A 26,581-nucleotide genomic window follows, 5' to 3' on the forward strand; every position below is an offset into this window, starting at 1 on the left:
CCCCATGCCAGATCGTGCCCCTCTCGATGCCAAGACTGCCCGCTGGCTCCCCTGGGTAGTAGCGATTGCCTTCTTCATGCAATCGCTGGATGGGACGATTCTCAACACGGCACTGCCGGCCATGGCCCGGGACCTGGCGGAAAACCCGCTGCGCATGCAAGGGGTGGTGATCGCCTACATGCTCACCGTCGCCTTGCTGATCCCGGCCTCGGGCTGGATCGCCGACCGCTTCGGCACCAAGAAAATCTTCTTCGGCGCGATCATGCTGTTCAGCATCGGCTCCTTGCTGTGTGCCCTGTCCAGCAGCCTGACCATGCTGGTGGGCGCACGGGTCATCCAGGGCCTCGGCGGTGCGTTGATGCTGCCGGTTGGCCGGCTCGTGGTTCTACGTGCTTACCCCCGCTCCGAATTGGTGCGGATCATGGGTTTCATTACCATCCCCGGCCTGCTCGGGCCCTTGCTCGGCCCGACCATGGGCGGTTGGATGGTGCAATACCTGACGTGGCACTGGATCTTCCTGATCAACCTGCCGGTGGGCATGATCGGTTGCTATGCCGTGTGGAAACTCATCCCCGACCTGCGCGGCAGCGAACGTACGCGCTTCGATGGCATCGGCTTCCTGCTGTTCGGCGCAGCGATGGTGCTGATCACCATTGCCATGGAAGGCTTGGGCGAACTGCACCTGCCGCACCTGCGGGTGATGTTGCTGCTGTTCGGCGGGTTGGCGTGCCTGGCGGCGTATTGGCTGCGCGCCGGGCATATCGATAACCCGCTGTTCTCGCCGGCGCTGTTCAAGACCCGCACCTTTGCGGTGGGCATCCTCGGTAACCTGTTCGCGCGCCTGGGCAGCGGTGCCTTGCCGTTCCTGGTGCCGTTGCTGCTGCAAGTGGCCCTGGGGTATTCGCCGTCCCAGGCCGGGATGAGCATGCTGCCCCTGGCGGCCGCGGCGATGTTCGCCAAGTCGGTGGCGCGCCCGCTGATCGAGCGCCTGGGTTATCGCGTGGTGTTGACCGGCAACACCCTGGCCCTGGGCATCATGCTGGCGAGCATGGGCCTGGTCAGCGAGCAAACACCCTACCCGCTGTTGCTGGGCATGCTGGCGGTGCTGGGGGCGATCAACTCCCTGCAATTTACCGCCATGAACACCGTGACCCTGATCGACCTCGACGACGCCCAGGCCAGCAGCGGCAACAGTTTGCTGTCGGTGGTGGCGCAATTGTCCCTGAGCCTGGGGGTGGCCTGCGCCGGTGCGTTGCTCGGGGGCTTCACCGCCGAATCGGGCAACGACGGCGTCAGCACGGTACTCGGCGCGTTCCAACTGACCTTCCTCACGGTGGGCATCATGGCGATGCTGGCGGCGGCGATCTTCCTGCAATTGTCGCCAAAAGACGGCAAACGTGTGGTCAGCCGCGAACACCACATCGAGCACTAGCAGGCGTCTCGTCGAGAACTTGCAGGGAAAATCCCATAGGGCTGGTACACTGCGCGACATTTTGTTTTGCAGAGCCAGTCCCGTGACCACCATCGCCACCGCTTTTAATACTTTGCCGCTCTCCGCCGCCATGCTGGCTAACCTCGACTCGCTGGGTTATGCCGAGATGACGCAGATCCAGGCGCAAAGCTTGCCGGTGATCCTCAAGGGGCTGGACCTGATCGCGCAGGCCAAGACCGGCAGTGGCAAGACCGCCGCCTTCGGCATCGGCCTGCTGAACCCGATCAACCCGCGCTACTTCGGCTGCCAGGCCCTGGTGATGTGCCCGACCCGTGAGCTGGCCGACCAGGTCGCCAAGGAAATCCGTCGCCTGGCCCGTGCCGAAGACAACATCAAGGTGCTGACCCTGTGCGGTGGCGTGTCCCTCGGCCCGCAGATCGCCTCCCTGGAACATGGCGCCCACGTGATCGTCGGCACCCCGGGCCGTATCCAGCAGCACCTGCGCAAGGGTTCGCTGGTGCTCGATGGCTTGAACACGCTGATCCTCGACGAAGCCGACCGCATGCTCGACATGGGCTTCTACGACGCCATCGAAGACATCATCAGCAAGACCCCGGCACGCCGCCAGACCCTGCTGTTCTCGGCCACCTACCCGGTGAGCATCAAGCAGTTGGCCTCCAAGTTCATGCGCGCGCCGCAGCAAGTCAAAGCCGAAGCCTTCCACTCCGACGACCAGATCGAGCAGCGTTTCTTCGAAATCTCGCCGGAAGAGCGCATGGACGCGGTGACGAAAGTCCTCGCGCACTTCCGCCCGGCATCGTGCGTGGCGTTCTGCTTCACCAAGCAGCAAGTGCAGGAAACCGTCGACCACCTGACGTCCAAGGGTATTTCCGCCGTCGGCCTGCATGGCGACCTGGAACAGCGCGACCGCGACCAGGTACTGGCGATGTTCGCCAACCGCAGCACCTCGGTGCTGGTGGCGACCGACGTCGCCGCCCGTGGCCTGGACATCGACTCGCTGGACATGGTGATCAACGTCGAACTGGCCCGCGACTCGGAAATCCACATCCACCGCGTCGGCCGTACCGGTCGTGCCGGTGAGACCGGCATCGCCATCAGCCTGGTGGCGCCTTCCGAAGCGCACCGCGCCCAGGCCATCGAGCAACTGCAAAAGTCGCCGTTGAACTGGGACCAACTGGACAACCTCAAGCCGCAAAGCGGTGGCCCGCTGCTGCCGCAGATGAGCACCCTGTGCATCGCCGCCGGCCGTAAAGACAAAGTGCGCCCGGGCGATATCCTTGGCGCATTGACCGGGGAAGCCGGCATCCCAGGCGCCCAGGTGGGCAAGATCGCGATCTTTGACTTCCAGGCCTTCGTGGCCGTGGAGCGTGGCGTCGCCAAGCAGGCGTTGCAGCGTTTGAATGACGGCAAGATCAAGGGCCGTTCGTTGCGCGTTCGCATCCTGTAAAAAACCCACCCCCCTTGTAGGAGCGAGCTTGCTCGCGAAAAACGTCAACGATCACGCAGCGCTATCAGGTAGCCCGTGTCGTCTATGGGGTTTTCGCGAGCAAGCTCGCTCCTACAGGGATCGTACTGATTCATAGATGAGGACATTGCTGTGCGCTCTACCGAAGTTGTGATCATTGGCGCCGGCGCCGCAGGCTTGATGTGCGCCCTGACCGCTGCGGGGCGTGGGCGCAAGGTGATGTTGATCGACCATGCCAACAAGGCCGGCAAGAAGATCCTGATGTCCGGCGGTGGCCGCTGCAATTTCACTAACCTGTACACCGAGCCGGCCAACTTCCTTTCGCACAACGCGCACTTCTGCAAGTCCGCCCTGGCCCGTTATACCCAGTGGGATTTCATCGGCCTGGTGGCCAAGCACGGCGTGCCGTACCACGAGAAGAAACTCGGCCAACTGTTTTGCGATAACAAGTCCAGCGACATCCTCGGCATGTTGCTCGACGAATGCATCCAGACCGGCGTGAGCCTGCACCTGGATACGTCTATCCAGGAAATCGCCAAGCTCGACAACGGCTACCAGTTGCAGACCACCTTGGGTGAACTGCGCTGCGAATCCCTGGTGATCGCCACCGGCGGCCTGTCGATTCCAACCCTGGGCGCTACCGGATTTGGCTATCAAGTGGCCAGGCAGTTCGGCCACGAACTGCTGCCGACCCGCGCCGGGCTGGTGCCGTTCACCATCACCGACCAGCTCAAGGACTTGTGCGGCGAGCTGTCCGGCACCTCGGTGGATTGCCTGGTCAGCTGCAACGGCCAGAGCTTTCGCGAGAACATTCTGTTTACCCACCGCGGCCTGAGCGGCCCGGCGATCTTGCAGATTTCTTCGTACTGGGAGCCCGGCGACACAGTCGAGATCAACCTGCTACCCGACCACGACGCCCACACCTGGCTGCAACAGCAACAGGTCGAGCGGCCCAACAGCGAGCTGAAAACCTTGCTGGGTGAAATCTTCACCAAGAAAATGGCCAACTTGCTGTCGGAAACCTGGTTCGTGTCCAAGCCGATGAAGCAGTACACCCACGCCGAAGTGGCGGATATCGCCAGCAAGCTGGGGAACTGGCAATTGGTGCCGGCAGGCACCGAAGGTTATCGCACCGCCGAAGTGACGCTGGGCGGCGTGGATACGCGGGAAGTGTCGTCCAAGACCATGGAATCACTGAAAAGCCCGGGCTTGTACTTTATTGGGGAAGTGCTGGATGTGACCGGGCACCTGGGCGGGTTTAACTTTCAGTGGGCGTGGGCGTCGGGTTACGCCGCAGCGCAGTACGTCTGAAGGATGTACCCCTCCCACATTTTGATTTGTGGTGTGCCTGGGAATAATTTGCTGTCAGATGTGATCGCCACGCTTGCCGTGGCGTCCTTGATAGCTCAATTTAGCGGCAACGTCCCGGAAGACTCCAGACTTCATGTCATCGACCTCGTTCAAGCAGTCCATGCGGCGCCTGTGGGCGCTGGATAAATTCAGTTATAGCGTGCGGGTCTTCATCGCCCTTACCGGCAGCATGGCGCTGTGCTGGTACCAGGATGAAATGACACTGCTGATCCCACTGTTCCTGGGGATCATCGCCAGTGCCCTGGCCGAGACCGACGACAGTTGGCAGGGCCGCCTCAATGCCCTGGCGGTGACGCTGGTGTGTTTCAGCATCGCCGCGCTGTCCGTGGAGTTGCTGTTCCCCTACCCCTGGATTTTCGCAGTCGCCCTGGCCCTGGCCAGTTTCGGCCTGACCATGCTCGGGGCCCTGGGCGAACGCTATGGCGCGATTGCCTCGGCCACCTTGATCCTATCGGTCTACACCATGATCGGCGTGGACCAGCGCGGCGGCGCCGTCAGCGATTTCTGGCATGAACCCTTGCTGCTGGTGGCCGGTGCCGCCTGGTACGGCGTGTTGTCGGTGCTGTGGCAGGTGCTGTTTTCCAACCAGCCGGTACAGCAGAGCCTGGCGCGCCTGTTTCGAGAGTTGGGGCATTATCTCAAGCTTAAATCGTCGCTGTTCGAGCCGATCCGCCAACTGGATGTGGAGGCGCGGCGCCTGGAACTGGCCCAGCAAAATGGCCGGGTGGTGGCGGCGCTCAATGCGGCCAAGGAAATCATCCTGCACCGCGTCGGCAATGGCCGACCGGGTTCGAAGGTCAGCCGCTACCTCAAGCTGTACTTCCTGGCCCAGGACATCCATGAACGCGCCAGTTCGTCCCACTACCCCTACAACGCCCTGGCCGAGGCGTTCTTCCACAGCGATGTGCTGTTCCGCTGCCAGCGCCTGCTGCGCCAGCAAGGCAAAGCCTGCCAGGCCCTGGCCGAGTCGATCCAACTGCGCCAGCCGTTCATTTATGACGCCCACTTCGCCGAAGCCCTGGGCGACCTGAATGCCTCCCTGGAACACCTGCGCATCCAGAGCAACCCGGCCTGGCGCGGCCTGCTACGCTCGTTGCGTGCCCTGGCGGCCAACCTCTCGACCCTGGATCGCCTGCTGGGCGACGCCAGCAATCCCGACGCCCTGGCCGACGCTACCGACAGCAACCTGCTGGACCGCGCCCCGCGCAACCTCAAGGAGATGTGGACGCGCCTGCGCACCCAGCTCACACCGACGTCGCTGCTGTTCCGTCACGCCTTGCGCCTGGCCCTGGCGCTGACCGTCGGCTATGGCGTCCTGCACGCGATCCACGCGTCCCAAGGCTACTGGATCATCCTCACCACCCTGTTCGTCTGCCAGCCCAACTATGGCGCCACGCGGCGCAAGCTCGGTCAGCGGATCATCGGCACGGCCATCGGCCTCACCGTGGCCTGGGCACTGTTCGACCTGTTCCCCAGCCCGCTGGTGCAATCGATGTTCGCCATCGCCGCAGGCCTGGTGTTCTTTATCAACCGCACCACCCGCTACACCCTGGCCACGGCGGCGATCACCTTGATGGTGCTGTTCTGCTTTAACCAAGTGGGCGATGGCTACGGGTTGTTCCTGCCACGCCTGTTCGATACGTTGCTGGGCAGCGTGATTGCCGGCCTGGCGGTGTTCCTGTTCCTGCCGGACTGGCAAGGCCGCCGCCTGAACAAAGTGCTGGCCAACACCCTGACCTGCAACAGCATCTACCTGCGCCAAATCATGCAGCAGTATGCTGCCGGCAAGCGCGATGACCTGGCCTACCGCCTGGCTCGACGCAATGCGCATAACGCCGACGCGGCCCTGTCCACCACCTTGGCCAATATGCTGATGGAACCGGGGCACTTCCGTAAGGAAGCCGATGTGGGCTTCCGCTTCCTGGTGCTGTCCCACACCCTGCTCAGCTACTTGTCAGGGCTCGGCGCGCATCGGGAAACCCAACTGCCGGCCGAGGTGCGTGAGCATTTGATCGACGGCGCCGGCAAGACACTGGCGGCAAGCATCGATGAGATCGCCGAGGGCTTGGCCAACAAACAGCCGATTGCGATTCAGAGTGATGCCGAGGAAGCGCTGGCAACCGACCTGGAGCAGATGCCGGACGAGATCGATGAAGGGCAACGGTTGGTGCAAACGCAGTTGGCGTTGATTTGCCGGCAGTTGGGGCCGTTGCGCACCTTGGCGGCGCATTTGATCAAGGACACCAGCGCGGCTTAGGTCGCTATCGGGGGCTTGGTCCCGATGAGGCCCGCACAGGCACTACATGCCATGGGCCTTCATCAACCGCGCATAACTGCCATCAGCCTTCATCCTGGCAATCTCGCGGTCAAAGCTGGCGACGATCTGCGCATGCTCAGGGTTCTTCAGGCTGACCAGGATATGCAGGCTATTTTCGCTCAAGGGCTTGGGCAAAAACTCCACCGCATTGCGCACCCGCGCCGATTCGCGTGACAGGTAATAGCGCGCCACATATTCATCCTCCACCGTCAACCGCACGCGCTGCGCCGCAAGCATGCGCACGGCCATGGCAAAGTTATGCACAGGGACTTTCTGCAATTGCGCATCCTGGTCGAACGCCGGCGAATACACGTACCCGCGCACCACGGCGATAGGCTCATCGTGCAATTGCTCAAGGTTCTGGAACTCGATCGGGTCATCACGGCGCTTGATAAAACGCACACGGTTCACCAGGTATTCCGCGGAAAACTGCCCCAACTGCGTGCGAGCATCGTCGTACCAGGCGTTGATCAGTACGTCATAGCGCCCATCGCCCACCCCCATCAGTGCGCGAGCCCAGGGCACCTGTTCGAAATCACTGGCGTACCCGGCGCGGGCCAAGGCCGTGGTGACAATGTCGGTGGCCAGCCCGCCATTGATCAAGGTGGCATCGGTAAAGGGTGGCCAGGCATCCGCTACCAGGCGCAGACGCTCTGCGAACACTGGCTGGGCCAGCAATAAAACTCCAATCAAAGCAACGGCACGAGAGAATCGCGGCATGCTTAAAGTCCTTGGCAGGCAGGCGGTAGCCCTTACTCAGGCGAGGCCTGAGGCTCTAACAGTAGTTCAGATTACACAAGAAGCCGACGGCAGATGCACACAATGATGGCGAATTGACGTCACTCACAAAAATAGCTGATTTCGACACAAAGGCGTGGCGCGCTTACTATCCAGAACAGACATTGATAAAGAGAACGCACCATGACAGTCGAATGGGTCTGCAAACATCACAATGACCTGGGCAAGGAGCAGCTCTACGCCATCCTGCGCCTGCGCAGCGAAGTCTTTGTCGTCGAGCAGAAGTGCATCTACCAGGACATCGACGGGCAGGACCTGGAAGGCGATACCCACCACCTGATGGCCTGGCAGGACGACCAGTTGGTGGCTTACCTGCGCCTGTTGGACCCGGAGTCCCAGGGCGGCGACGTGGTGATCGGGCGGGTAATCGTGGCCCCCATGGCGCGCGGCACCGGGCTGGGGCACCTGATGCTGCAGGAAACCCTCAGGCAGATTGACGATATCTGGCCAGAAACGCCGATATTCCTGTCAGCCCAGGCCCATTTGCAAGGGTATTACGGTCGGTATGGTTTTCTGGTGGCGGGCGAGGAATACCTGGAAGACGATATTCCACATATTGGTATGCGGCGCGTTTGAGGCCGCCATCGGGGGCAAGCCCCCCTCCCACATTTGAATGTAGTCACAGTTCAAACTGTGGGAGGGGCGGTGCGACGATTCGACTTGCCCCCGATGGCGTCAGCCAAATCCCCGCAGAACCTCAGGGATAACCCAATACCTGTTTGATGGACCCGAGATTCACCTCGATCCACCGCCGATCAATCGCGCCCCAATCCCGAATCCGATAATGCCCGGCATGGTTGCGGCCGCCATCTTGTTGTTCGAACTCACACACGATATCCAGGTCGGCCAGCGCCGCAATCGTGTCCTGCGCCGTGCGCCGGGGCATGCCCGTCAACTCGGTCAGCGCCGGTACGCTGCTGGCTTGCCCGCTGTCGATCAGGTAGGCCACATAGAGCCGGCGGTAAAAGCTGCTCTTGGTCTTGCTCACATCCATGGTCGGTCGCCTTGTACGGTTAGGGCTTGCCCTGCAAGTCGCGATAGGTGAGGTACACCCGCAGGTCGAATTCCACCTGATGGTAGCCCGGCATCATGTACTCACAGAGTTTATAGAACGCCTTGTTGTGGTCCGACTCCTTGAAGTGCGCCAGCTCGTGCACCACGATCATGCGCAGGAACTGCGGCGCGGCCTCCTTGAACAGCGCGGCGATGCGGATCTCTTTCTTGGACTTCAGGTTGCCGCCCTGCACCCGGGAAATCGTGGTGTGCAAGCCGAGGGCGCGATGGGTCAGGTCCAGGCGGTTGTCGAACAGCACTTTGTCGATGGCCGGCGCGTTGCGCAGGTGCTCCTGCTTCAGGGCCAGCGCGTAGACATACAACGCCTTGTCACTCTGCACGGCGTGGCGCTCGGGGTAACGCTGCTCCAGGTAGGCACCCAACTGGTCCTTGGCGATCAGTTGGCGCACTTGCTCCTGGAGGGCTGCGGGGTAGGCCTGGAGGTATTTCAGGGCGGTCATTGGGGGTCTGCAACAGGGTTCGGATGGGCGCCAGTGTAGCGAATTCAACGCACGCGAGCGCGCGCCCAGACGAGCACTTCCTCGGCCATCAACGGCTGCGCCGCCCATGGCCCCTGGATAAATCGGCAACCATTGGCCTTGAGCCACTCGGATTGCTCCTGCGTCTCTACGCCCTCGGCGATCACCAGCACCTCGAAGTGCTCGCACAATTGGATAATGCTGCGGGCCAGTGCGGCATCCCGCGCCGAACCCGGCAGGCGCGCGACCAGTTGCGGATCAAGCTTGAGGGTGTCGAACTCCAGGTCGCGCAGGTGAGCCAGGGAACAGTGGCCGCAGCCAAAGTCATCCAGGGCGATACGCACCCCGACCTGACGCAACAACTTGAGCTGCTTGGCAGACTCTTCAAGATTGCTCATCAGGCTGTCTTCGCTGATTTCCACCTCCAACTGCCGCCCCTGCAACCCATGCCGCTCCAGCACCTGCTGCAGTTGGCTGGACAGCTGCGGCATATTGAACTGGCTGCTGCTCAGGCTCACGCTCAGCACCAGTTCGTCATCCAAAGCCACCTGCCACATCTGGCGCTGCGCAGCGACCTGCAGGTAAATCCAGGCACTCAACTGGCTGATCAGCCGGGCCTCCTCCAGCAGCGGTAAAAACAGCCCCGGCGGCACATCACCGACGCTGGGGTGCTGCCAGCGCAATAGCGCCTCGACGCCGCGCAAGCGACCGTCCTCCAGGGACACCTGGGGTTGGTACACCAAGGTGAAGTCCTTGTTCTGAATCGCCGTGCGCACGCTGTCTTCAAGCATCAGCCGCGAACGAGCACGCCCGTTCATTTCCTGATCGTAATAGCGGTACTGCTGACGCCCCGCACGCTTGGCTTCGTACATGGCGATGTCTGCCGCACGCAGCAGACCGTTCAAGTCAGAGCCGCAATCCGGGAAAGTGGCAATGCCGATGCTGACCCCGAGCATCACATCCAACCCGTCGACCTGCTGGCAAACAGACACACGCTCAATCAGTTTTTCCGAAATTTTCGCGGCCTGTTCCGGGAACTCCAGCTCCAGCAATGCCGTGAATTCGTCGCCGCCCATGCGTCCGAGAATGTCGCTGGCGCGCACGCTGCCCTGCAATTGTTCCGACACCCAGCGCAGCACCCGATCGCCAGCGTCATGCCCCAGTGAATCGTTGACCCGTTTGAACCCATCCAGGTCCAGGTACAGCAACACCAGCGACCGCTCGACGCGTTCGCCGCGCAACAACGCACTCTCTACCGCCTGATAGAAGCCGCGCCGATTCAGCAAACCGGTCAGCGGGTCTGTGACGGCCTGAAACTCCAGTTGCTGGTGCAGGTGACGTATTTCGGACATATCCAGCACCGTCACCACCATGGCCTTCTGCTCAGAGGGCAACGGCGCGCACGACAACGCCACCGGCACCTGTTGGCCGCGGCCTGTGCGCAGGATCGCATCATGCAAGCGCCAGGTTTCGCCCTGGCGGTAACCGGCATACATCTGCGAATCCAGCCAGGCAGGTACATGGGGTTTTTGCAGGAAGCCGAGGAACTCCTGGCCTTGCAGTTCCTGGATCGTGGCATTGAGCAGGCGCGAAATCGCCGGGTTGGCGTACTCGATCACTCCCCCCTCCCCCACCACCAGGATGCCTTCGGCGGCGTTGTCCAACACCGAGGCATTAAAGGCACGCGCCGATTCCAGGTCATGACTCAGGCGCTGCAGCGCCCGGCGATTACGCTGGTGCTCCAGCAACGCCTGGACCTTGGGCTTGAGGATATGCGGGTCGAACGGTTTGAACAGGTAGTCGATCGCGCCGCTGGCATAGCCCTCGAGCACGGCGGCGGGCGATTGGGCATTGGCACTGAGGAAGATGATTGGCGTCATCCGGGTGCGCTGGTTGCCGCGCATCAGGCGGGCGACTTCAAAGCCGTCCATGCCGGGCATCATCACATCCAGCAATACCAGATCAACTTCGAGCTGCAGCAGCAATTCCAGGGCTTCAAGACCTGAAGCAGCGGTCACCACATGCCAATCATCACGCTGCAAAAGTGCGCGCATGCTGATCAGGTTTTCCGGGTAGTCATCGACCACCAGAAGAACCGAACTGCCATCGCCGGGGAGTGGTGCGCATTCCATGCTACGTCTCTTCCTAAAGGAGCTGTCCCAGTCACTTCTGACAGAAAACCCGGACAAACTCTGAGGCATCACTCTAGCCTCGGTTCCCAAAAATCAGAAGTCACCGCGATGCCATCATTGCGCCAAAGCCTGGGAAGCCGACTAACGGTCAGTGCCTGCAGCCCACGGTTCATGGGCAACATGGCTTTTTGGCATTCCTTTGGCGCCAATAAATTGCCGAGCAATAATTAACAAGCGCGTGACGACCGCCTATAAAGAACCTGTCTGGCCCAAGGGCCATAGCCTACACCCCTCTGTAAAAAGGCCTACGCCCATGATTGATCTTTCCACCTGGAACCTGAGTATTCCGGTCGGCTCGCCCCCCGCGACCATCGACACCCCGAAGCTGATGAGCGGCTTCAATGACCAATATTTCCAGGCAGAAGGGAGCAATGTGCAATTCTGGACACCCGTCACCGGCACCCGTACCGAAAACGCCGTCTACCCCCGCAGCGAACTGCGTGAAACCTACGCCGACGGCCGCCTGCGTAACTGGACCTACCCTGACGCCGACAACTTCCTGCGCGCCACGCTGACCGTCAACCAGGTACCGTCCACCGGCAAGGTGGTGATCGGCCAGATTCACGCCTATGACAGCCAGAAGCCGCTGATCAAGCTGGAGTATCAATTCAAGGACAAAACCCAGACCGGCAACATCGTCGCCAAGGTCCGCATGCGTCCGGATGAGGATGAAAGCCGCGTAATCATCGTGGCTTCCAATGTGCCGCTGGAAAAAAGCTTCACCTACGTGATCAACCTCAACAAGGCCGGGCTGCTCAGTGTGTACGCCGCCGACAGTGAGTGGAACGAACGCATCGGTGCGGCGTGGGGCAGCAAACCCCTGTACTTCAAGGCTGGCGCGTATGTTCAGGACAACAGCGGGGATAGCAAGGAAGGCGCACGGGTGACGTTTGCCAAGCTGGATATCGACCACGAGTGAGCGGCGCCTCATTTCGCGTGGGCGTTGCCTGCCTGCGCGAACGCCTTGACGCCCCCCCTTGAGCGCCTCGGCCTGGCGGACTTCGCCGAGCGCGATCTGAACAATGTGGCCACTCGCATACACATGCGCGGCCGCTCACCAAGAGCGGCCGCCACTTTTCACGCGACGAGGTTGCCTGTCTACTGGGCAGGTAATTTCATCTGAGCTGGGCCCTTTGAATTCACCAACTCAAAAGCACAGTCCGCGACCTTACTCGTTGCGCACTCATTATCCTTCCAACCAGAACCTTTAGGCACAGGAGGCAGGACAAACCTCTGGGACAACCTTAGATAGTCATCCTTACCTTTACCACTGTAATTACAGATTACATAGTTATAAGGCAACTTTGTTTCGCTGTCCGTTCCCTGCTTGATTGCCGAGCCCATAAACTTGAACCCTTTGACCATCGATTTATTGTCAATGGACTGCTCACCCTTCCACCCCTCTTCTTCAGCTGAAAACTGAATGCTCACCGCCTTGATGGTTGAAACCTCGGGGCAAGATAACGGTGCCGCATATGCACTCCCCATCAATGCCAACGCGCCAATAGCAGTTAGACACTGAAGCGATTTTATAAGATATGGATGTGACATAGCCGTGTACACCTCTCTTTAATGAGTGACTCCAGCCTAGGCACGATGGCCAACGAGCGATACTGTCAAGGTTGACAGCTTTAAATATAAGTTAGAAATAAGCGCCGGTAGTTTAATTGCGTTCAGCACGATCCCTGTAACGCCTCATGGATTTAATTACAGTTAAACAAGACGGATCTGAATGACACCCGACACTTAACTGAACCAACGGGCGCACCGAGCATTTTGTCTTATCAACTTGATCGAACTTAAAATGTTCAGCAAAGCATCAAAAAACAACAAAGGGAAAACATTCAGTTCATTTAACTCGGTACCCAAAAAAGCCCGCATCACTGCGGGCTTCTTTTTAACGCCTGAGGCTTAATTCACCTTAGCGTTCAACTCACCTTTCAGGTAACGCTGGTACATCGCTTCCAACGAGATCGGCTTGATCTTCGAAGCGTTGCCGGCAGTACCGAACGCTTCGTAGCGAGCGATACACACGTCACGCATCGCCGTCACGGTTGCGCCGAAGAATTTACGTGGGTCGAATTCGCTTGGGTTGGTGGCCATCAGGCGACGCATCGCACCGGTGGACGCCAGGCGCAGGTCGGTGTCGATGTTGACCTTGCGCACGCCGTACTTGATGCCTTCGACGATTTCTTCAACCGGTACGCCGTAGGTTTCTTTGATGTCGCCGCCGTACTGGTTGATGATCGCCAGCCACTCTTGCGGTACCGAGGAAGAACCGTGCATCACCAGGTGGGTGTTAGGGATGCGCTTGTGGATTTCCTTGATGCGGTCGATGGCCAGCACGTCGCCGGTTGGCGGCTTGGTGAACTTGTAGGCGCCGTGGCTGGTGCCGATGGCGATCGCCAGGGCATCCACCTGGGTCTTCTTGACGAAGTCAGCGGCTTCTTCCGGGTCAGTCAGCATCTGGCTGTGATCCAGCACGCCTTCGGCGCCAATGCCGTCTTCTTCACCGGCCATGCCGGTTTCCAGGGAACCCAGGCAGCCCAGCTCGCCTTCAACCGACACGCCGCAGGCGTGAGCCATGGCCACGGTTTGTTGGGTCACGCGGACGTTGTACTCGTAGTCGGTCGGGGTCTTGCCGTCTTCGCCAAGGGAACCGTCCATCATCACCGAGCTGAAACCCAGTTGGATGGAGCGCTGGCACACGTCAGGGCTAGTGCCGTGGTCCTGGTGCATGCACACCGGGATGTGCGGGAATTCTTCGATCGCGGCGAGGATCAGGTGGCGCAGGAAAGGCGCGCCAGCGTATTTGCGGGCACCGGCCGAAGCCTGGACGATCACAGGGGAGTCGGTCTTGTCAGCGGCTTCCATGATGGCGCGCATCTGCTCAAGGTTGTTGACGTTAAAAGCTGGGACGCCGTAGCCGAATTCGGCTGCGTGGTCCAGCATTTGACGCATGCTGATAAGTGCCATTGTGTTGTCTCTCCCGGTCGAGGGTCGTTAATCGTGCAAGCCTGCCGTAGCGGCGGCTGCTATTCAAGTTATTGAAGGTCAGGCTTTGCATACCTGGCCTGCTGAATCGTTTTTTGTGAGCCGGACTCAACGCCGACATCACTTTGAAACCGTATCGATGTGGGAGGGGGCTTGCCCGCGATGGCGATTTACCTGTCGACATCGCGGGTGGCTGACCCAACGCTATCGGGGGCAAGCCCCCTCCCACATTGGGATCTCATTAATGTTGAGACCGTGTTCTGTTTACTGGGCCTTGCAGCCCCGCCCGATCAAATCGTCGGTGGCCACCCAGTAAACCAGGCCTTCCTCACCTTTTGTGTGAAACGCCAATTGGTCGTTGCTGTACAGCACGCCCGAGGCGGCAACGTCCTGCTTAAGGCGGTAAACCTGGTCGGAACCGCCGAGGCGTACATCCACCTCGCTGTGGGCCTGGTTAGCAAAGCGCCAGTTGACCTCGGCCTTGCTATCGCAGGTCCAAGTGGTCCATTTGTCGGCAGACTCTGCCTTGTTGAACATGTTCATGCTGCTGCAACCGGCCAGTAACGCCAGTGTTGCCAGGGCGAAAACGCCTTTCATTGCCAATCCTCGAACGGCGCCCCAAAAGGCCGCCACTGCTGTCGGTTAGTTGATCAGACCCGTCAAGGGCAACCCTGTTCCTGACCGTTGGGCGCGGAGTCGTATTTCTCCAGGCGTTCATTGCCGATGCGCTTGTTGATCACCGGCATGGTCTCGGCTTGCCAATCGGCCTGATAGCAGCTTTTTTTCTGCGCTGGCGCGGGCTTGCCAACCTCCGGCGCAGCGTTCGGCGTACTGCCGCAGCCAGCCAACAGGCCCGCTGCGAGCACCAGTGCCAACGACTTGATCATGGGAATGCTCCTTTTCCTGATCGCGCGCCTTAGCCTTTGGCCCGGCTTTCCAGGACTTCAACGGCAGGCAGGACCTTGCCTTCAACGAACTCGAGGAACGCACCGCCACCGGTAGAAATGTAGGAGATCTGGTCGGCAACGCCATATTTATCGATGGCCGCCAGGGTGTCGCCGCCGCCGGCGATGGAGAATGCCGAGCTTTCGGCAATCGCCTTGGCCAGCACTTTGGTGCCATTGCCGAACTGATCGAACTCAAACACACCCACCGGGCCGTTCCACAGGATGGTCTGGGAAGCCTTGAGCAGCTCTGCGAAGTTGGCCGCGGTTTGCGGGCCGATATCCAGGATCATGTCGTCGGCGGCCACATCGTCGATCAGCTTGACGGTCGCTTCGGCGCTTTCCGCAAACTCCTTGGCCACGACCACGTCCACTGGCAGCGGTACGCTGACCTTGGCAGCGATGGCGCGCGCGGTGTCGAGCAGGTCCGGCTCGTACAGGGACTTGCCCACCGGGTGACCCGCGGCCGCCAGGAAGGTGTTGGCAATGCCGCCGCCGACGATCAACTGGTTACAGATCTGGCTGAGGCTATTGAGCACGTCCAGCTTGGTGGAAACTTTCGAGCCGGCCACGATGGCGGCCATTGGCTGTGCGGGCGCACCCAGGGCCTTGCCCAGCGCGTCCAGTTCAGCAGCCAGCAGAGGGCCTGCAGCGGCGACCTTGGCAAACTTGGCCACGCCATGGGTCGAACCTTCGGCGCGGTGGGCGGTACCGAAAGCGTCCATCACGAACACGTCGCACAGGGCCGCGTATTGCTGGGCCAGTTCGTCGCTGTTCTTTTTCTCGCCTTTGTTGAAGCGCACGTTTTCGAACAACACGATGTCGCCAGGCGTGACGTCGACGCCCCCCAGGTAGTCAGCCACCAGTGGCACGTCCCGGCCCAGGGCCTTGCTCAGGTAGTCAGCCACAGGCTTGAGGCTGTTTTCGGCGGAGAACTCACCTTCGGTCGGACGACCCAGGTGGGAGCAGACCATCACGGCCGCACCTTTTTCCAGAGCCAGCTTGATGGTCGGCAGCGAGGCCAGGATTCGCGCATCACTGGTGACAACACCGTCCTTGACTGGGACGTTGAGGTCTTCGCGAATCAGTACGCGCTTACCTTGCAGATCGAGGTCGGTCATCTTCAACACGGTCATGGGAGGCAATTCCTGAGGCTAAAGTTTTGGAGAGGCTGTTTGCAGATAGTGTTCTGCGACGTCCAGCATACGGTTGGCAAACCCCCATTCGTTGTCGAACCAGGCCAGGATGTTCACCAGCCTCGGGCCGGAAACGCGGGTCTGGCTGGCATCGACAATCGCCGAATGCGGGTCATGGTTGAAATCACAACTGGCGTGGGGCAACTCGGTATAGGCCAGAAGGCCCTTGAGCGGGCCGCTGGTGGCGGCGTCACGCAGGATCCGGTTGACCTCCTCGGCATCGGTGTCGCTGACGGTTTGCATGGTGATGTCCAGGCAGGACACGTTCACCGTCGGCACCCGTACGGCTTTGGCCTGAATTCGCCCGGCAAGTTCCGGCAACAGTCGTTCGATGCCGCGCGCCAGGCCGGTGGACACCGGAATCACTGACTGGAACGCCGAGCGCGTGCGGCGCAGGTCTTCGTGGTGATAGGCGTCGATCACCGGCTGGTCGTTCATCGCCGAGTGGATGGTGGTAATCGACACGTAGTCCAGGCCGATCGCCTGATCCAGCAGGCGCAACAGCGGTACGCTGCAGTTGGTGGTGCAGGAGGCATTGGACACCAGCAACTCATGACCGGTGAGGCAATCCTGGTTGATGCCGTAGACGATGGTGGCGTCGACATCCGCCTCGCTGGCCATCGGCTGGGAAAACAACACTCGCGGGGCGCCGGCATCGAGAAAACGCTGGCCATCGGCGCGGGTGTTATAGGCACCGGAGCATTCCAGCACCAGGTCGACGCCCAGCGCCGCCCAGTCGATCCCCTCGGGGGTGGCACTGCGCAACACTTTCACGCAGTCGCCCTTGATATGCAGACAATCGCCTTCGACCCGCACTTCGCCGGGAAAGCGGCCGTGGGTGGAGTCAAAGCGTGTCAGGTATTCGATACTGGCCATGTCGGCCAGGTCATTGATCGCGACAATTTCAAAACCGGCCGCCGCCCCTCGCTCGAACAGAGCACGCAAGACGCAACGACCAATGCGGCCGTAGCCGTTGAGTGCAACTTTGTAGGGACGCGGTTGGGGCATGGGGTTCTCGCAGTGGGGGCGACATAAACCATCTAACCAATGTAGGAGCGAGCTTGCTCGCGAAGATCGTCAACGATAACGCAGCGTTTCTGATGTGACGCGGCGCTCTCTCGTTCTTCGCGAGCAAGCTCGCTCCTACAGAGGGTGCGATGGGCAGTCGCCAACGCACATCTGTGTGCAGCGGCCAAATTGGCCGCCGCGTTCGCGCTTTAGTCTTCCAGCAGCTCTTCAGCCTGACCCAGGATGTTATCCAGGGTGAAACCGAATTCTTCGAACAACGCCGGCGCCGGCGCCGACTCACCGTAGGTGGTCATGCCGATCACGCGGCCTTCCAGGCCCACGTACTTGTACCAGTAGTCGGCGTGCGCCGCTTCGATGGCGATACGCGCGCTGACCTGCAACGGCAGCACCGACTGTTTGTAGTCGGCATCCTGGGCTTCGAACACGCTGGTGCACGGCATGGAAACAACGCGCACGTTGCGGCCCTGGGCAGTCAGCTTGTCGTATGCCTGGACGGTCAGGCCCACTTCGGAACCGGTGGAGATCAGGATCAGCTCCGGCTCGCCGATGCAGTCCTTGAGCACGTAGCCGCCACGGCTGATGTCGGCGATCTGCGCGTCGGTACGCACCTGGTGTTGCAGGTTCTGGCGAGAGAAGATCAGCGCCGAAGGGCCGTCCTTGCGCTCGATCGCATGTTTCCAGGCCACGGCGGATTCGACCGCGTCGGCTGGGCGCCAGCAATCCAGGTTCGGCGTGGTACGCAGGCTGGTCAGTTGCTCGACCGGCTGGTGCGTCGGGCCGTCTTCGCCCAGGCCGATGGAGTCGTGGGTGTACACATGGATCACACGCTTCTTCATCAGCGCCGCCATGCGGACTGCGTTACGTGCATATTCCATGAACATCAGGAAGGTCGCACCGTAAGGCACCAGGCCGCCATGCAGGGACACGCCGTTCATGATGGCGCTCATGCCGAACTCGCGCACACCGTAGTACATATAGTTGCCGCTGGCGTCTTCGGCCGAGACACCTTTGCAGCCTTTCCACAGGGTCAGGTTGGAACCGGCCAGATCGGCCGAACCGCCGAGGAACTCGGGCAGCAGCGGGCCAAAGGCGTTCAGGGTGTTCTGGCTGGCTTTACGGCTGGCGATGGTCTCGCCCTTGGCCGCGACTTCGGCGATGTAGGCCGAGGCTTTTTCCGAGAAGTCGGCAGGCAGGTCACCGGCCAGGCGGCGTACCAGCTCGTTGGCCAATTCCGGGAATTCAGCGGAGTAGGCGGCGAAGCGCTGGTCCCACTCGGCTTCGGTGGCCAGGCCTTTTTCCTTGGCATCCCATTCGGCGTAGATGTCGGCCGGGATTTCGAACGGACCGTGGTTCCACTTCAGCGCGGCGCGGGTCAGGGCGATTTCCGCGTCACCCAGGGGGGCACCGTGGCAGTCTTCTTTACCTTGCTTGTTGGGCGAACCGAAACCGATGGTGGTCTTGCAGCAGATCAGCGTCGGCTGCTCGCTCTTGCGGGCGGTGTCGATGGCGGTCTTGATTTCTTCCGGATCGTGGCCGTCGACATTGCGGATCACCTGCCAGTTGTAGGCTTCGAAACGCTTCGGGGTGTCGTCGGTGAACCAGCCTTCGACTTCGCCGTCGATGGAGATGCCGTTGTCATCGTAGAAGGCGATCAGCTTGCCCAGGCCCAGGGTACCGGCCAGGGAAGCGACTTCATGGGAAATGCCTTCCATCATGCAGCCATCACCCAGGAACACGTAGGTGTGGTGGTCAACGATGTGGTGGCCAGGGCGGTTGAATTGCGCGCCCAGGACTTTTTCAGCCAGCGCGAAACCTACGGCGTTGGCCAGGCCTTGGCCCAGGGGACCGGTAGTGGTCTCGACGCCTGGGGTGTAGCCGAATTCCGGGTGGCCCGGGGTGCGGCTGTGCAGCTGGCGGAAGCTCTTGAGGTCATCGATGGTGACGTCGTAGCCGGTCAGGTGCAGCAGCGAGTAGATCAGCATCGAGCCGTGGCCGTTGGACAGCACAAAGCGGTCACGGTCGGCGAACGATGGGTTGCTCGGGTTGTGTTTCAGGTAGTCACGCCAAAGTACCTCGGCGATATCCGCCATGCCCATCGGGGCACCGGGATGGCCGCTGTTGGCTTTTTGCACGGCATCCATGCTGAGGGCACGAATGGCGTTGGCACGCTCACGACGGCTGGGCATCGCTGTTCTCCTGAGGATTTTGAATAGTGAGTGATTAAAAGAAACGGAAAAAAGGACCGGCATTTTCCCTCAGCCACCGCCTGCGGGCAATGACAGATAGTCACTTGCAGGTGTTTTTCCTGTGCTTTGCGCGGCAATCGCTTGCAGAAACCTTTAACCGCTTCGTCTAAAGGTTATAGCGACTGTTTATAACCGCCACTTATCGTCCAATATCAAAACTTTTTGATATTGGCCTTGCGAGGAGACCCACCCGTCACTAGACTGCTGGCCTTATGAACCTACCCGTGCCCTCCCTGCGTCCTGACGACGGCGATGACCTGGCAGCCTTGTGCAAGGCCGCTGGTGACCCGTTGCGCCTGAACGTATTGCGCGCACTGGCCAACGACTCTTTCGGTGTACTGGAGTTGGCGCAGATTTTCGCCATTGGCCAGTCCGGCATGAGCCACCACTTGAAGGTATTGGCCCAGGCCGACCTGGTAGCCACCCGCCGCGAAGGCAATGCGATTTTTTACCGCCGCGCCCTGCCCCACTCCGACGTGCTCGGCGGAAAGCTTCATGCCGCCCTGCTCGACGAAGTGGACAGCCTCAACCTGCCCAACGACGTGCAATCACGCATCGGCCAGGTACACGGACAACGCGCTGCGGCCAGCCAGGACTTTTTCTCGCGGGTTGCCGAGAAGTTTCGTGCCCAGCAGGACCTGATCGCCGGTTTGCCCCAATATCGCGAAAGCGTACTGGCGCTATTGGACAAGCTGAGCTTCAGTCATGAGGCCACGGCATTGGAAGTCGGGCCTGGGGATGGCGGCTTTCTGCCAGAACTGGCGCGCCGTTTCGGCCAGGTCACCGCGCTGGACAACAGCCCGGCAATGCTTGAGCTGGCACGCCAGCTCTGCGAGCGCGAGGCGTTGGGCAATATCCGCCTGCAGTTGGCCGACGCGCTGACTCATACGGGCCTGAAGGCCGATTGCGTGGTGCTGAACATGGTCCTGCACCATTTCGCGGCCCCCGCCGACGCCCTCAAGCAGATGGCGAACTTGCTGCAACCCGGCGGTAGCCTGCTGGTTACAGATTTATGCAGCCACAACCAGAATTGGGCCAGGGAGGCCTGCGGTGATCTCTGGTTGGGTTTTGAACAGGACGACCTGGCCCGTTGGGCCACCGCTGCGGGGCTCGTTCCCGGGGAAAGCCTCTATGTAGGTTTACGTAATGGTTTCCAGATTCAGGTCCGCCATTTTCAGCGACCGGCTGGCGACACTCACCATCGGTAAATATCAGGAAAACATCGAGATGAGCGAATACTCCCTTTTCACCTCCGAGTCCGTGTCTGAAGGGCATCCGGACAAAATCGCCGACCAGATTTCTGATGCGGTGCTGGACGCCATCATTGCTGAAGACAAGTTCGCCCGTGTGGCGTGCGAGACTCTGGTGAAAACCGGTGTAGCGATCATCGCTGGCGAAGTGACCACTACCGCCTGGGTTGACCTGGAGCAGATCGTTCGTGACGTGATCACCGACATCGGCTACAACAGCTCCGACGTCGGCTTTGACGGCGCTACCTGCGGCGTGATGAACATCATCGGCAAGCAGTCCCCTGACATCAACCAGGGCGTCGACCGGGCCAAGCCTGAAGATCAGGGTGCCGGCGACCAGGGCCTGATGTTCGGCTACGCCAGCAACGAAACCGACGTGCTGATGCCAGCACCGATCACCTTCTCGCACCAGCTCGTGCAACGTCAGGCCGAAGCGCGCAAATCCGGCCTGCTGCCTTGGCTGCGCCCGGACGCCAAGTCCCAGGTGACCTGCCGTTATGAAGGCGGCAAGGTGGTCGGCATCGACGCAGTCGTCCTGTCGACCCAGCACAACCCGGACGTTTCCTACGCTGACCTGCGCGAAGGCGTGATGGAACTGATCGTCAAGCACGTGCTGCCCGCCGAACTGCTGAGCAAAGACACTCAGTTCCATATCAACCCGACTGGCCAGTTCATCATCGGTGGCCCGGTCGGCGACTGCGGTCTGACCGGTCGCAAGATCATCGTTGACAGCTACGGCGGCATGGCCCGTCATGGCGGTGGCGCGTTCTCCGGTAAAGATCCGTCCAAGGTTGACCGTTCCGCGGCCTACGCCGGTCGCTACGTGGCCAAGAACATCGTCGCCGCCGGCCTGGCCGAGCGCTGCGAGATCCAGGTGTCCTACGCCATCGGCGTGGCCCAGCCTACGTCGATCTCGCTGAACACTTTCGGTACCGGCAAGATCAGCGATGACAAGATCGTCAAACTGGTGCGCGAGATCTTCGACCTGCGCCCTTACGCGATCACCACCATGCTCGACCTGCTGCACCCGATGTACCAGGAAACCGCAGCCTACGGCCACTTCGGTCGTACCCCTGCGCAGAAGACCGTCGGCGACGACACCTTCACCACCTTCACCTGGGAAAAGACCGACCGCGCCAACGACCTGCGCATTGCTGCCGGCCTGTAATCGCTCGCGTCATCCAAAGCCCTGCCGGGTTTTCCCGGCGGGGCTTTTTATTGTCGGGTGAATCGCGGTGACGTTCACATTTTTTGGATCCAAAGCTTGCAGGCCAAATAATGGCCCACTAGAATCCGCGCCCTCTCGGGCCCTCCACCTTAATTGGATATTGCACTGCGCCAGCCCGGGATAGATAAGTGCGCAGGCAATCGAACATTGAGGTTTTTCATGCGCATCTCCACGCTCGTCCCCGCCGCCCTTCTGCTCAGCCTGCTCGCCCTGCCGGCCCACGCCGCCGACCTGAGCGCCCTGAGTGGCGCCCTGACCTCCCAACTGGGTGGCAATGCCGGCGACTGCCAGAAGCAAGCCGCAGACCTGCAAACCAAAATCGATGCGGCCGAAGCCAGCAAAGACACCATGAAAGTGAAGGCATTCAAAGCCGCACAAGACCAGGTCAACAAAGGTTGCAACAAACTCGCTGAAACCCAAGCCAAAGCCGACGCCAAGCAGCAAAACCAGGAAGCCAAGGCGGATAAGCCGGACGCCGTGAAAGCCTTGGGTGGTTTGTTCAAGTAACTGGAAACACCCGGTAAAAAGCCCCGCACTGCCGGGGCTTTTTTGTGGGAGAGAGGATCATTTAGGCTGGGCGCCCTTTTCGAGCAAGGATGCTCATGATGCGTTCAGTGATCACTCTTCTAGTCAGTGCTCTGCCCATTTTGTGTTGGGCAGATGAATGCCCTGATGAAGCCAGGTCGCAGGTCAATACCCTCGCCGAACACATTCGCCTGTGGGATGACAGCTACCATCGACTCGGCCATTCGCCCATCAGCGATGAGCTCTACGACCAGGCCCGCCAGCGCCTGGCCAACTGGCGCCAATGCGTCTCCCCCTCCGCGGCGACCACAGACAAACCGCTGGCCAGTTCACGCGGCACCGTGCCGCACCCGATTGCCCATACGGGCCTGGAAAAACTGCTGGATGAACAGGCCGTTGGCGAATGGTTGCACGTGCGCCAGGATGTCTGGATTCAACCCAAGGTCGACGGCGTTGCCGTCACGCTGGTGTACCGCCAGGGCCACTTGAGCCAAGTCATCAGCCGCGGTGACGGCCGACTCGGCCAGGATTGGTCAGCCTCTTCCAGCAGGATCCCGGCCATCGTCCAACGCTTGCCTGAACCCATCGACCTGGTGTTGCAGGGCGAGCTCTACTGGCGTCTCGACGACCACGTGCAATCGGCACAGGGTGGGCTCAATGCCCGCAGCAAAGTGGCCGGGCTGATGAACCGTCGCCAGCTGAGCGACGCCGATGCAGCCGGAATCGGCCTGTTCGTCTGGGCCTGGCCCGAGGGTCCGGAAGACTTTACCGAACGTCTGGCTACCCTGGCGCGCTGGGGGTTCACGGACAGCCAAGACTACAGCCACCCCGTCGAGAGCCTCACCGAAGCCGCCCATTGGCGCACCCACTGGTATACCCATCCACTGCCGTTCGCCAGCGACGGCGTGGTGTTGCACCAGGCCGTGCGCGCCCCCGCCGAACGCTGGCAGGTCAGTACGCCTTACTGGGCAGTCGCCTGGAAATACCCCGCAGCCAAGGCCCTGGCGCTGGTGCGCAACGTGCAGTTCAAGATCGGCCGCACCGGGCGCATCACGCCGTTGCTGGAACTCGAGCCGGTGCGGCTGGACGACCGGCAGATCAGCCGGGTCAGCGTCGGCTCCCTGAAACGCTGGCAAGCGCTGGACATCCGCCCCGGCGACCAGGTTTCCATCAGCCTCGCCGGCCAAGTGATCCCACGCTTGGACGAAGTCATCCTGCGCAACGAAACCCGAGTCGCCATGGCCGTGCCCCATGCCCGGGATTTTCACGCGCTGAGCTGCTGGCAACTCGACCCCGGCTGCGAAGAACAATTGCTCGCGCGCCTGACCTGGCTGAGCGGCAACCAGGGCCTGGCGTTACCGCATTTGGGCCGCGAGACCTGGAACGTATTGATCCAGGCCGGTCTAATCGCTGGCTTTCTCGATTGGTTAACCCTGGATGCGGCAGAGCTTGCTAACATTGATGGCTTCGGCGATCGCAGCCGTGCGCGACTGCTCGACAGCATTCGCAGCGCGCGGCAACGGCCTTTCGCGCAATGGCTCAAAGCCCTGGGTGTACCGCCCGTGGCACGCAATAACCTGGAAGGCGGCTGGCAGACGCTGGTCGCCCGGGACACCCAAGCCTGGCAGGCCATCGATGGCATTGGCCCGGGTCGCGCAGCGCAATTGAGCGCTTTTTTTCACGACCCACAAGTCCAGGCGTTGGCTGAGACACTCCGCGTGGCCGGGATAGACGGGTTTTGAACCGGCCCGGCCACCTTTAAACCACGGCAGAATTCACCCTGCCATCCGATTGCGACCTTGGAGCTCCACATGAAATTTCTAGCCCCCCTTGCCCTGTTGACCGTCGCAAGCTTCATGGCCACGCCATCGCTGGCGGCCGAAGACACGCAACCCCTGACCGGCTGCGCCGCCAAGCGCCAGGCCATCAGCACCCAGATCGAACAGGCCAAGGCCCATGGCAACAGCGAACAACAGGCCGGCCTGGAAAAAGCCCTGGCTGAAGTCACCGCCAACTGCAATGACGCCGCCTTGAAGAAGGAACGCGAAAACAAGGTGCTCGACGCCAAGCACGAAGTCAGCCGTCGTCAGGCCGACCTCGACAAAGCGATGAAAAAGGGTGACGCGGACAAGATCAACAAGCGCAAGGACAAGCTTGCCCAGTCACGCAAAGACCTGCAGGACGCCGTGGAAGAGCTCGACCAGTAAAATCGGTCAGTGGTCTCGGAACTGTTTATGGCAAGCGCTGCAGGCATCTTCAACTTTCTGCACCGCCGGCCCCAGGTTGGCGGCCTTGTAAGGCTGCACCTGGCTGGCGATCACCAATTCACCGGTGGCCGCTTCAAGGTTGCGCGCCAGCTCCTGGAAACGTGCCTGCTGCTGCCAGACATCGTCCTTTGCGCTGGTGTGATCTTCTTCGCGCACACTCGGAAAATGCTTCCAGGGCTCATGGGACAGGGCATCGAGCTTGACCGCCCCTTCGGCGAACTTTGCGCCGTCGAACGGGATGCGCCCACGCAACATGCCGCCCAGGTCTTCGCCGGTTTTGAGCATCTGCTTGAAGATTGCCTTGCGCTGGCCCAGGGGGGAGTTGGGGTCAACGCCGCCACAGGCAGACAAGGCCAGGCAGGCCAGCAATACAACCGTCAATTTTTTAAAAGTCATGGTGGCTCACGGTCACGGAAAACGGCGGCCAGTATCCTCGCCCCGCCCGAAAAGACCAATAGCCCTATTAATAATAAGGGTTGCCCCAACGCGCGATGGCGCAGGCAATCGCTTCAGGAATTACCCCTATGAATGTCACCTTGAAACCCTGGAGCCGCCGCCTGGCGTGGGCTCTACCGATGATCGCGCTGCTGGCCGGCTGCGACGCGGGCAAAGATGCCGGCAAAGATGAAACCGTAAAACCCCATGCCATAGCCACCTACGTGAACGCACCGTGGGAAGCGTTGCCGGCGGTGTCCGACAGCGACCTGCTGGCCGGGTTTGAATCCTGGCGCAGCGCCTGCCAGCGTCTCAAGGCCGACCCTGTGTGGGGCGCCACGTGCACGGCGGCGGCCGCAGTGCCGGGTGATGCCGTGGCAATCCGCGGCTTCCTCAAGGAGCGCCTGGATGTGTTCGGCCTGCGCTCGGCGGACAATAGCCCGAACGGCCTGATCACCGGCTACTACGAACCGGTCTACCCCGGCAGCCTGACCCAGACCGCCAGCGCCCATGTGCCGGTGTACGGCGTGCCGGATGACCTGATCATCGTCAACCTGGAAAGCATTTACCCCGAACTCAAGGGCAAGCGCCTGCGCGGCCGCCTCGAAGGTCGCGTGCTCAAGCCCTATGACGATGCCAGCGCGATCAATGGCCAAGGCTCCAGCGCCAAGCCGATCGCCTGGCTGACCAACCCGATGGACCTGCAATTCCTGCAGATCCAGGGCTCCGGCCGTATCCAGCTGGCCGGCGGTCGTCAACTACGCGTCGGCTACGGCGACCAGAACGGCTACCCCTATCGCCCTATCGGCCGCTGGCTGGTGGAACAAGGCGAACTGAAAAAAGAAGACGTGACCATGGGCGCCATCAGCGCTTGGGCCAAGGCACACCCGCAGCGCATTCCCGAGCTGCTGGCGAGCAACCCCAGCTATGTCTTCTTCAGCGCCCGCCCCGACAGCAACGAAGGCCCACGCGGCTCGCTGAATGTGCCATTGACCGCCGGCTACAGCGTGGCGGTGGATCGCAAGGTGATCCCACTCGGTAGCCTGTTGTGGCTGTCGACCACCAAGCCCGATGGCTCACCGATCACAAGGCCCGTGGCGGCCCAGGACACGGGCGGCGCCATTACCGGCGAGGTGCGGGCAGACTTGTTCTGGGGCACGGGCGATGCGGCGGGCGAGCTGGCCGGGAATATGAAGCAGCAGGGGCAGATCTGGATGCTGTGGCCCAAAGGCGCAGCGTTGCCGCAGGTACCGGATGCGCCCGCCGGCAGCTGACAGCCACTGACCGTCAACGATGAAACCGGCCGTTGTGGCCAGGAAGCTTGCTCCCGTTGGGCGGC

At 61.1% G+C, this 26,581-nt stretch carries 24 protein-coding genes; 12 read left to right on the top strand and 12 right to left on the bottom strand.

Annotated elements, in window-relative coordinates:
* Positions 1-4: 4 nt before the first annotated feature.
* The 4 genes from mdtD (at position 5) to yccS (ending at position 6,546) form a co-directional block, all read left to right on the top strand.
* Positions 5-1,432, top strand: coding sequence for a multidrug transporter subunit MdtD (gene mdtD, locus AB7933_RS31135; RefSeq protein ID WP_024077833.1), 1,428 nt, complete (start codon positions 5-7; stop codon positions 1,430-1,432).
* Positions 1,433-1,562: 130 nt separating this feature from the next.
* The gene (dbpA, locus tag AB7933_RS31140) at positions 1,563-2,900 is read left to right on the top strand and encodes an ATP-dependent RNA helicase DbpA (protein ID WP_236646017.1); all 1,338 of its coding nucleotides are present in this window, start codon (positions 1,563-1,565) and stop codon (positions 2,898-2,900) included.
* Positions 2,901-3,050: 150 nt separating this feature from the next.
* Complete coding sequence (locus tag AB7933_RS31145) at positions 3,051-4,229, top strand: NAD(P)/FAD-dependent oxidoreductase (protein ID WP_024077835.1); 1,179 nt, start codon at positions 3,051-3,053, stop codon at positions 4,227-4,229.
* A gap of 133 nt (positions 4,230-4,362) precedes the next feature.
* Positions 4,363-6,546 (top strand): YccS family putative transporter, encoded by a 2,184-nt coding sequence (yccS, locus tag AB7933_RS31150; RefSeq protein ID WP_024077836.1) that lies wholly within the window; start codon positions 4,363-4,365, stop codon positions 6,544-6,546.
* Positions 6,547-6,588: 42 nt separating this feature from the next.
* On the opposite strand, the gene AB7933_RS31155 is transcribed toward yccS, so the two are convergent.
* Positions 6,589-7,326 carry a substrate-binding periplasmic protein gene (locus AB7933_RS31155; RefSeq protein WP_024077837.1) on the bottom strand — a complete coding sequence of 246 codons (738 nt, stop codon included), beginning with the start codon at positions 7,324-7,326 and terminating at the stop codon, positions 6,589-6,591.
* Between the two features lie 201 nt (positions 7,327-7,527).
* Between AB7933_RS31155 and AB7933_RS31160 the strand changes: the two genes are divergently transcribed.
* Entirely contained in the window at positions 7,528-7,980 is a 453-nt protein-coding gene (locus AB7933_RS31160) for a GNAT family N-acetyltransferase (RefSeq protein WP_024077838.1), read from the top strand.
* Positions 7,981-8,101: 121 nt separating this feature from the next.
* On the opposite strand, the gene AB7933_RS31165 is transcribed toward AB7933_RS31160, so the two are convergent.
* The 3 genes from AB7933_RS31165 to AB7933_RS31175 are packed head-to-tail and all read right to left on the bottom strand — an operon-like array spanning position 8,102 to position 11,068.
* Positions 8,102-8,398 (bottom strand): winged helix-turn-helix domain-containing protein, encoded by a 297-nt coding sequence (locus AB7933_RS31165; protein WP_024077839.1) that lies wholly within the window; start codon positions 8,396-8,398, stop codon positions 8,102-8,104.
* 19 nt (positions 8,399-8,417) lie between these two features.
* Positions 8,418-8,918 carry a M48 family metallopeptidase gene (locus AB7933_RS31170; RefSeq protein ID WP_024077840.1) on the bottom strand — a complete coding sequence of 167 codons (501 nt, stop codon included), beginning with the start codon at positions 8,916-8,918 and terminating at the stop codon, positions 8,418-8,420.
* A gap of 44 nt (positions 8,919-8,962) precedes the next feature.
* Positions 8,963-11,068, bottom strand: a complete 2,106-nt coding sequence (locus AB7933_RS31175; protein WP_024077841.1) for a putative bifunctional diguanylate cyclase/phosphodiesterase — start codon at positions 11,066-11,068, stop codon at positions 8,963-8,965.
* Between the two features lie 313 nt (positions 11,069-11,381).
* On the opposite strand from AB7933_RS31175, the gene AB7933_RS31180 reads away from it, so the two are divergent.
* Positions 11,382-12,047: a polysaccharide lyase family 7 protein gene (locus AB7933_RS31180; protein ID WP_024077842.1), complete on the top strand. Its 666-nt coding sequence runs from the start codon at positions 11,382-11,384 to the stop codon at positions 12,045-12,047.
* Between the two features lie 179 nt (positions 12,048-12,226).
* Here AB7933_RS31180 and AB7933_RS31185 read toward each other — a convergent pair whose 3' ends face one another.
* The 7 genes from AB7933_RS31185 to tkt all read right to left on the bottom strand — a co-directional run bounded on the left by AB7933_RS31185 (position 12,227) and on the right by tkt (position 19,477).
* A complete protein-coding gene (locus tag AB7933_RS31185; protein WP_041161041.1) occupies positions 12,227-12,679 on the bottom strand; it encodes a DUF3757 domain-containing protein in 453 nt (150 codons plus the stop codon).
* 360 nt (positions 12,680-13,039) lie between these two features.
* Positions 13,040-14,104: a class II fructose-bisphosphate aldolase gene (fba, locus tag AB7933_RS31190; protein WP_003177554.1), complete on the bottom strand. Its 1,065-nt coding sequence runs from the start codon at positions 14,102-14,104 to the stop codon at positions 13,040-13,042.
* A 282-nt stretch (positions 14,105-14,386) separates the two neighbouring features.
* Positions 14,387-14,719 carry an MliC family protein gene (locus AB7933_RS31195; protein ID WP_024077844.1) on the bottom strand — a complete coding sequence of 111 codons (333 nt, stop codon included), beginning with the start codon at positions 14,717-14,719 and terminating at the stop codon, positions 14,387-14,389.
* Positions 14,720-14,781: 62 nt separating this feature from the next.
* Positions 14,782-15,009 (bottom strand): hypothetical protein, encoded by a 228-nt coding sequence (locus tag AB7933_RS31200; RefSeq protein WP_024077845.1) that lies wholly within the window; start codon positions 15,007-15,009, stop codon positions 14,782-14,784.
* A 29-nt stretch (positions 15,010-15,038) separates the two neighbouring features.
* Positions 15,039-16,202 (bottom strand): phosphoglycerate kinase, encoded by a 1,164-nt coding sequence (locus AB7933_RS31205; RefSeq protein ID WP_024077846.1) that lies wholly within the window; start codon positions 16,200-16,202, stop codon positions 15,039-15,041.
* Between the two features lie 18 nt (positions 16,203-16,220).
* Positions 16,221-17,270 (bottom strand): erythrose-4-phosphate dehydrogenase, encoded by a 1,050-nt coding sequence (epd, locus tag AB7933_RS31210; RefSeq protein WP_024077847.1) that lies wholly within the window; start codon positions 17,268-17,270, stop codon positions 16,221-16,223.
* Between the two features lie 209 nt (positions 17,271-17,479).
* The gene (gene tkt / locus AB7933_RS31215; protein WP_024077848.1) at positions 17,480-19,477 is read right to left on the bottom strand and encodes a transketolase; all 1,998 of its coding nucleotides are present in this window, start codon (positions 19,475-19,477) and stop codon (positions 17,480-17,482) included.
* Positions 19,478-19,749: 272 nt separating this feature from the next.
* Between tkt and AB7933_RS31220 the strand changes: the two genes are divergently transcribed.
* The 5 genes from AB7933_RS31220 (at position 19,750) to AB7933_RS31240 (ending at position 24,747) form a co-directional block, all read left to right on the top strand.
* Entirely contained in the window at positions 19,750-20,745 is a 996-nt protein-coding gene (locus tag AB7933_RS31220; RefSeq protein WP_024077849.1) for an ArsR/SmtB family transcription factor, read from the top strand.
* A gap of 19 nt (positions 20,746-20,764) precedes the next feature.
* Positions 20,765-21,955 carry a methionine adenosyltransferase gene (metK, locus tag AB7933_RS31225; protein ID WP_024077850.1) on the top strand — a complete coding sequence of 397 codons (1,191 nt, stop codon included), beginning with the start codon at positions 20,765-20,767 and terminating at the stop codon, positions 21,953-21,955.
* 219 nt (positions 21,956-22,174) lie between these two features.
* Complete coding sequence (locus AB7933_RS31230; protein WP_024077851.1) at positions 22,175-22,522, top strand: hypothetical protein; 348 nt, start codon at positions 22,175-22,177, stop codon at positions 22,520-22,522.
* A 98-nt stretch (positions 22,523-22,620) separates the two neighbouring features.
* Entirely contained in the window at positions 22,621-24,282 is a 1,662-nt protein-coding gene (ligB, locus tag AB7933_RS31235; protein WP_024077852.1) for an NAD-dependent DNA ligase LigB, read from the top strand.
* A gap of 69 nt (positions 24,283-24,351) precedes the next feature.
* The gene (locus AB7933_RS31240; protein WP_024077853.1) at positions 24,352-24,747 is read left to right on the top strand and encodes a DUF1090 domain-containing protein; all 396 of its coding nucleotides are present in this window, start codon (positions 24,352-24,354) and stop codon (positions 24,745-24,747) included.
* A 6-nt stretch (positions 24,748-24,753) separates the two neighbouring features.
* Here the strand turns inward: AB7933_RS31240 and AB7933_RS31245 are convergent, their stop codons facing one another.
* The gene (locus AB7933_RS31245; RefSeq protein WP_024077854.1) at positions 24,754-25,203 is read right to left on the bottom strand and encodes a c-type cytochrome; all 450 of its coding nucleotides are present in this window, start codon (positions 25,201-25,203) and stop codon (positions 24,754-24,756) included.
* 128 nt (positions 25,204-25,331) lie between these two features.
* Between AB7933_RS31245 and AB7933_RS31250 the strand changes: the two genes are divergently transcribed.
* Positions 25,332-26,516 carry a murein transglycosylase A gene (locus AB7933_RS31250; RefSeq protein ID WP_024077855.1) on the top strand — a complete coding sequence of 395 codons (1,185 nt, stop codon included), beginning with the start codon at positions 25,332-25,334 and terminating at the stop codon, positions 26,514-26,516.
* Positions 26,517-26,581: the final 65 nt, after the last annotated feature.

Origin of the sequence: Pseudomonas gorinensis (genome assembly GCF_042015035.1) — a bacterium.
Taxonomy (GTDB): domain Bacteria; phylum Pseudomonadota; class Gammaproteobacteria; order Pseudomonadales; family Pseudomonadaceae; genus Aquipseudomonas; species Aquipseudomonas gorinensis.

Excerpts from the sequence above, each read along its gene's own strand:
- AB7933_RS31250 (WP_024077855.1), top strand. The coding sequence starts at position 25,332 with ATGAATGTCACCTTGAAACCCTGGAGCCGCCGCCTGGCGTGGGCTCTA.
- metK (WP_024077850.1), top strand. The coding sequence starts at position 20,765 with ATGAGCGAATACTCCCTTTTCACCTCCGAGTCCGTGTCTGAAGGGCAT.
- epd (WP_024077847.1), bottom strand. The coding sequence starts at position 17,270 with ATGCCCCAACCGCGTCCCTACAAAGTTGCACTCAACGGCTACGGCCGC.
- AB7933_RS31160 (WP_024077838.1), top strand. The coding sequence starts at position 7,528 with ATGACAGTCGAATGGGTCTGCAAACATCACAATGACCTGGGCAAGGAG.
- mdtD (WP_024077833.1), top strand. The coding sequence starts at position 5 with ATGCCAGATCGTGCCCCTCTCGATGCCAAGACTGCCCGCTGGCTCCCC.
- AB7933_RS31165 (WP_024077839.1), bottom strand. The coding sequence starts at position 8,398 with ATGGATGTGAGCAAGACCAAGAGCAGCTTTTACCGCCGGCTCTATGTG.
- AB7933_RS31220 (WP_024077849.1), top strand. The coding sequence starts at position 19,750 with ATGAACCTACCCGTGCCCTCCCTGCGTCCTGACGACGGCGATGACCTG.
- dbpA (WP_236646017.1), top strand. The coding sequence starts at position 1,563 with ATGCTGGCTAACCTCGACTCGCTGGGTTATGCCGAGATGACGCAGATC.
- AB7933_RS31245 (WP_024077854.1), bottom strand. The coding sequence starts at position 25,203 with ATGACTTTTAAAAAATTGACGGTTGTATTGCTGGCCTGCCTGGCCTTG.
- AB7933_RS31205 (WP_024077846.1), bottom strand. The coding sequence starts at position 16,202 with ATGACCGTGTTGAAGATGACCGACCTCGATCTGCAAGGTAAGCGCGTA.
- AB7933_RS31170 (WP_024077840.1), bottom strand. The coding sequence starts at position 8,918 with ATGACCGCCCTGAAATACCTCCAGGCCTACCCCGCAGCCCTCCAGGAG.
- AB7933_RS31175 (WP_024077841.1), bottom strand. The coding sequence starts at position 11,068 with ATGGAATGCGCACCACTCCCCGGCGATGGCAGTTCGGTTCTTCTGGTG.
- AB7933_RS31240 (WP_024077853.1), top strand. The coding sequence starts at position 24,352 with ATGAAATTTCTAGCCCCCCTTGCCCTGTTGACCGTCGCAAGCTTCATG.
- AB7933_RS31200 (WP_024077845.1), bottom strand. The coding sequence starts at position 15,009 with ATGATCAAGTCGTTGGCACTGGTGCTCGCAGCGGGCCTGTTGGCTGGC.
- AB7933_RS31180 (WP_024077842.1), top strand. The coding sequence starts at position 11,382 with ATGATTGATCTTTCCACCTGGAACCTGAGTATTCCGGTCGGCTCGCCC.
- AB7933_RS31155 (WP_024077837.1), bottom strand. The coding sequence starts at position 7,326 with ATGCCGCGATTCTCTCGTGCCGTTGCTTTGATTGGAGTTTTATTGCTG.
- AB7933_RS31185 (WP_041161041.1), bottom strand. The coding sequence starts at position 12,679 with ATGTCACATCCATATCTTATAAAATCGCTTCAGTGTCTAACTGCTATT.
- ligB (WP_024077852.1), top strand. The coding sequence starts at position 22,621 with ATGCGTTCAGTGATCACTCTTCTAGTCAGTGCTCTGCCCATTTTGTGT.
- fba (WP_003177554.1), bottom strand. The coding sequence starts at position 14,104 with ATGGCACTTATCAGCATGCGTCAAATGCTGGACCACGCAGCCGAATTC.
- AB7933_RS31195 (WP_024077844.1), bottom strand. The coding sequence starts at position 14,719 with ATGAAAGGCGTTTTCGCCCTGGCAACACTGGCGTTACTGGCCGGTTGC.
- yccS (WP_024077836.1), top strand. The coding sequence starts at position 4,363 with ATGTCATCGACCTCGTTCAAGCAGTCCATGCGGCGCCTGTGGGCGCTG.
- tkt (WP_024077848.1), bottom strand. The coding sequence starts at position 19,477 with ATGCCCAGCCGTCGTGAGCGTGCCAACGCCATTCGTGCCCTCAGCATG.
- AB7933_RS31230 (WP_024077851.1), top strand. The coding sequence starts at position 22,175 with ATGCGCATCTCCACGCTCGTCCCCGCCGCCCTTCTGCTCAGCCTGCTC.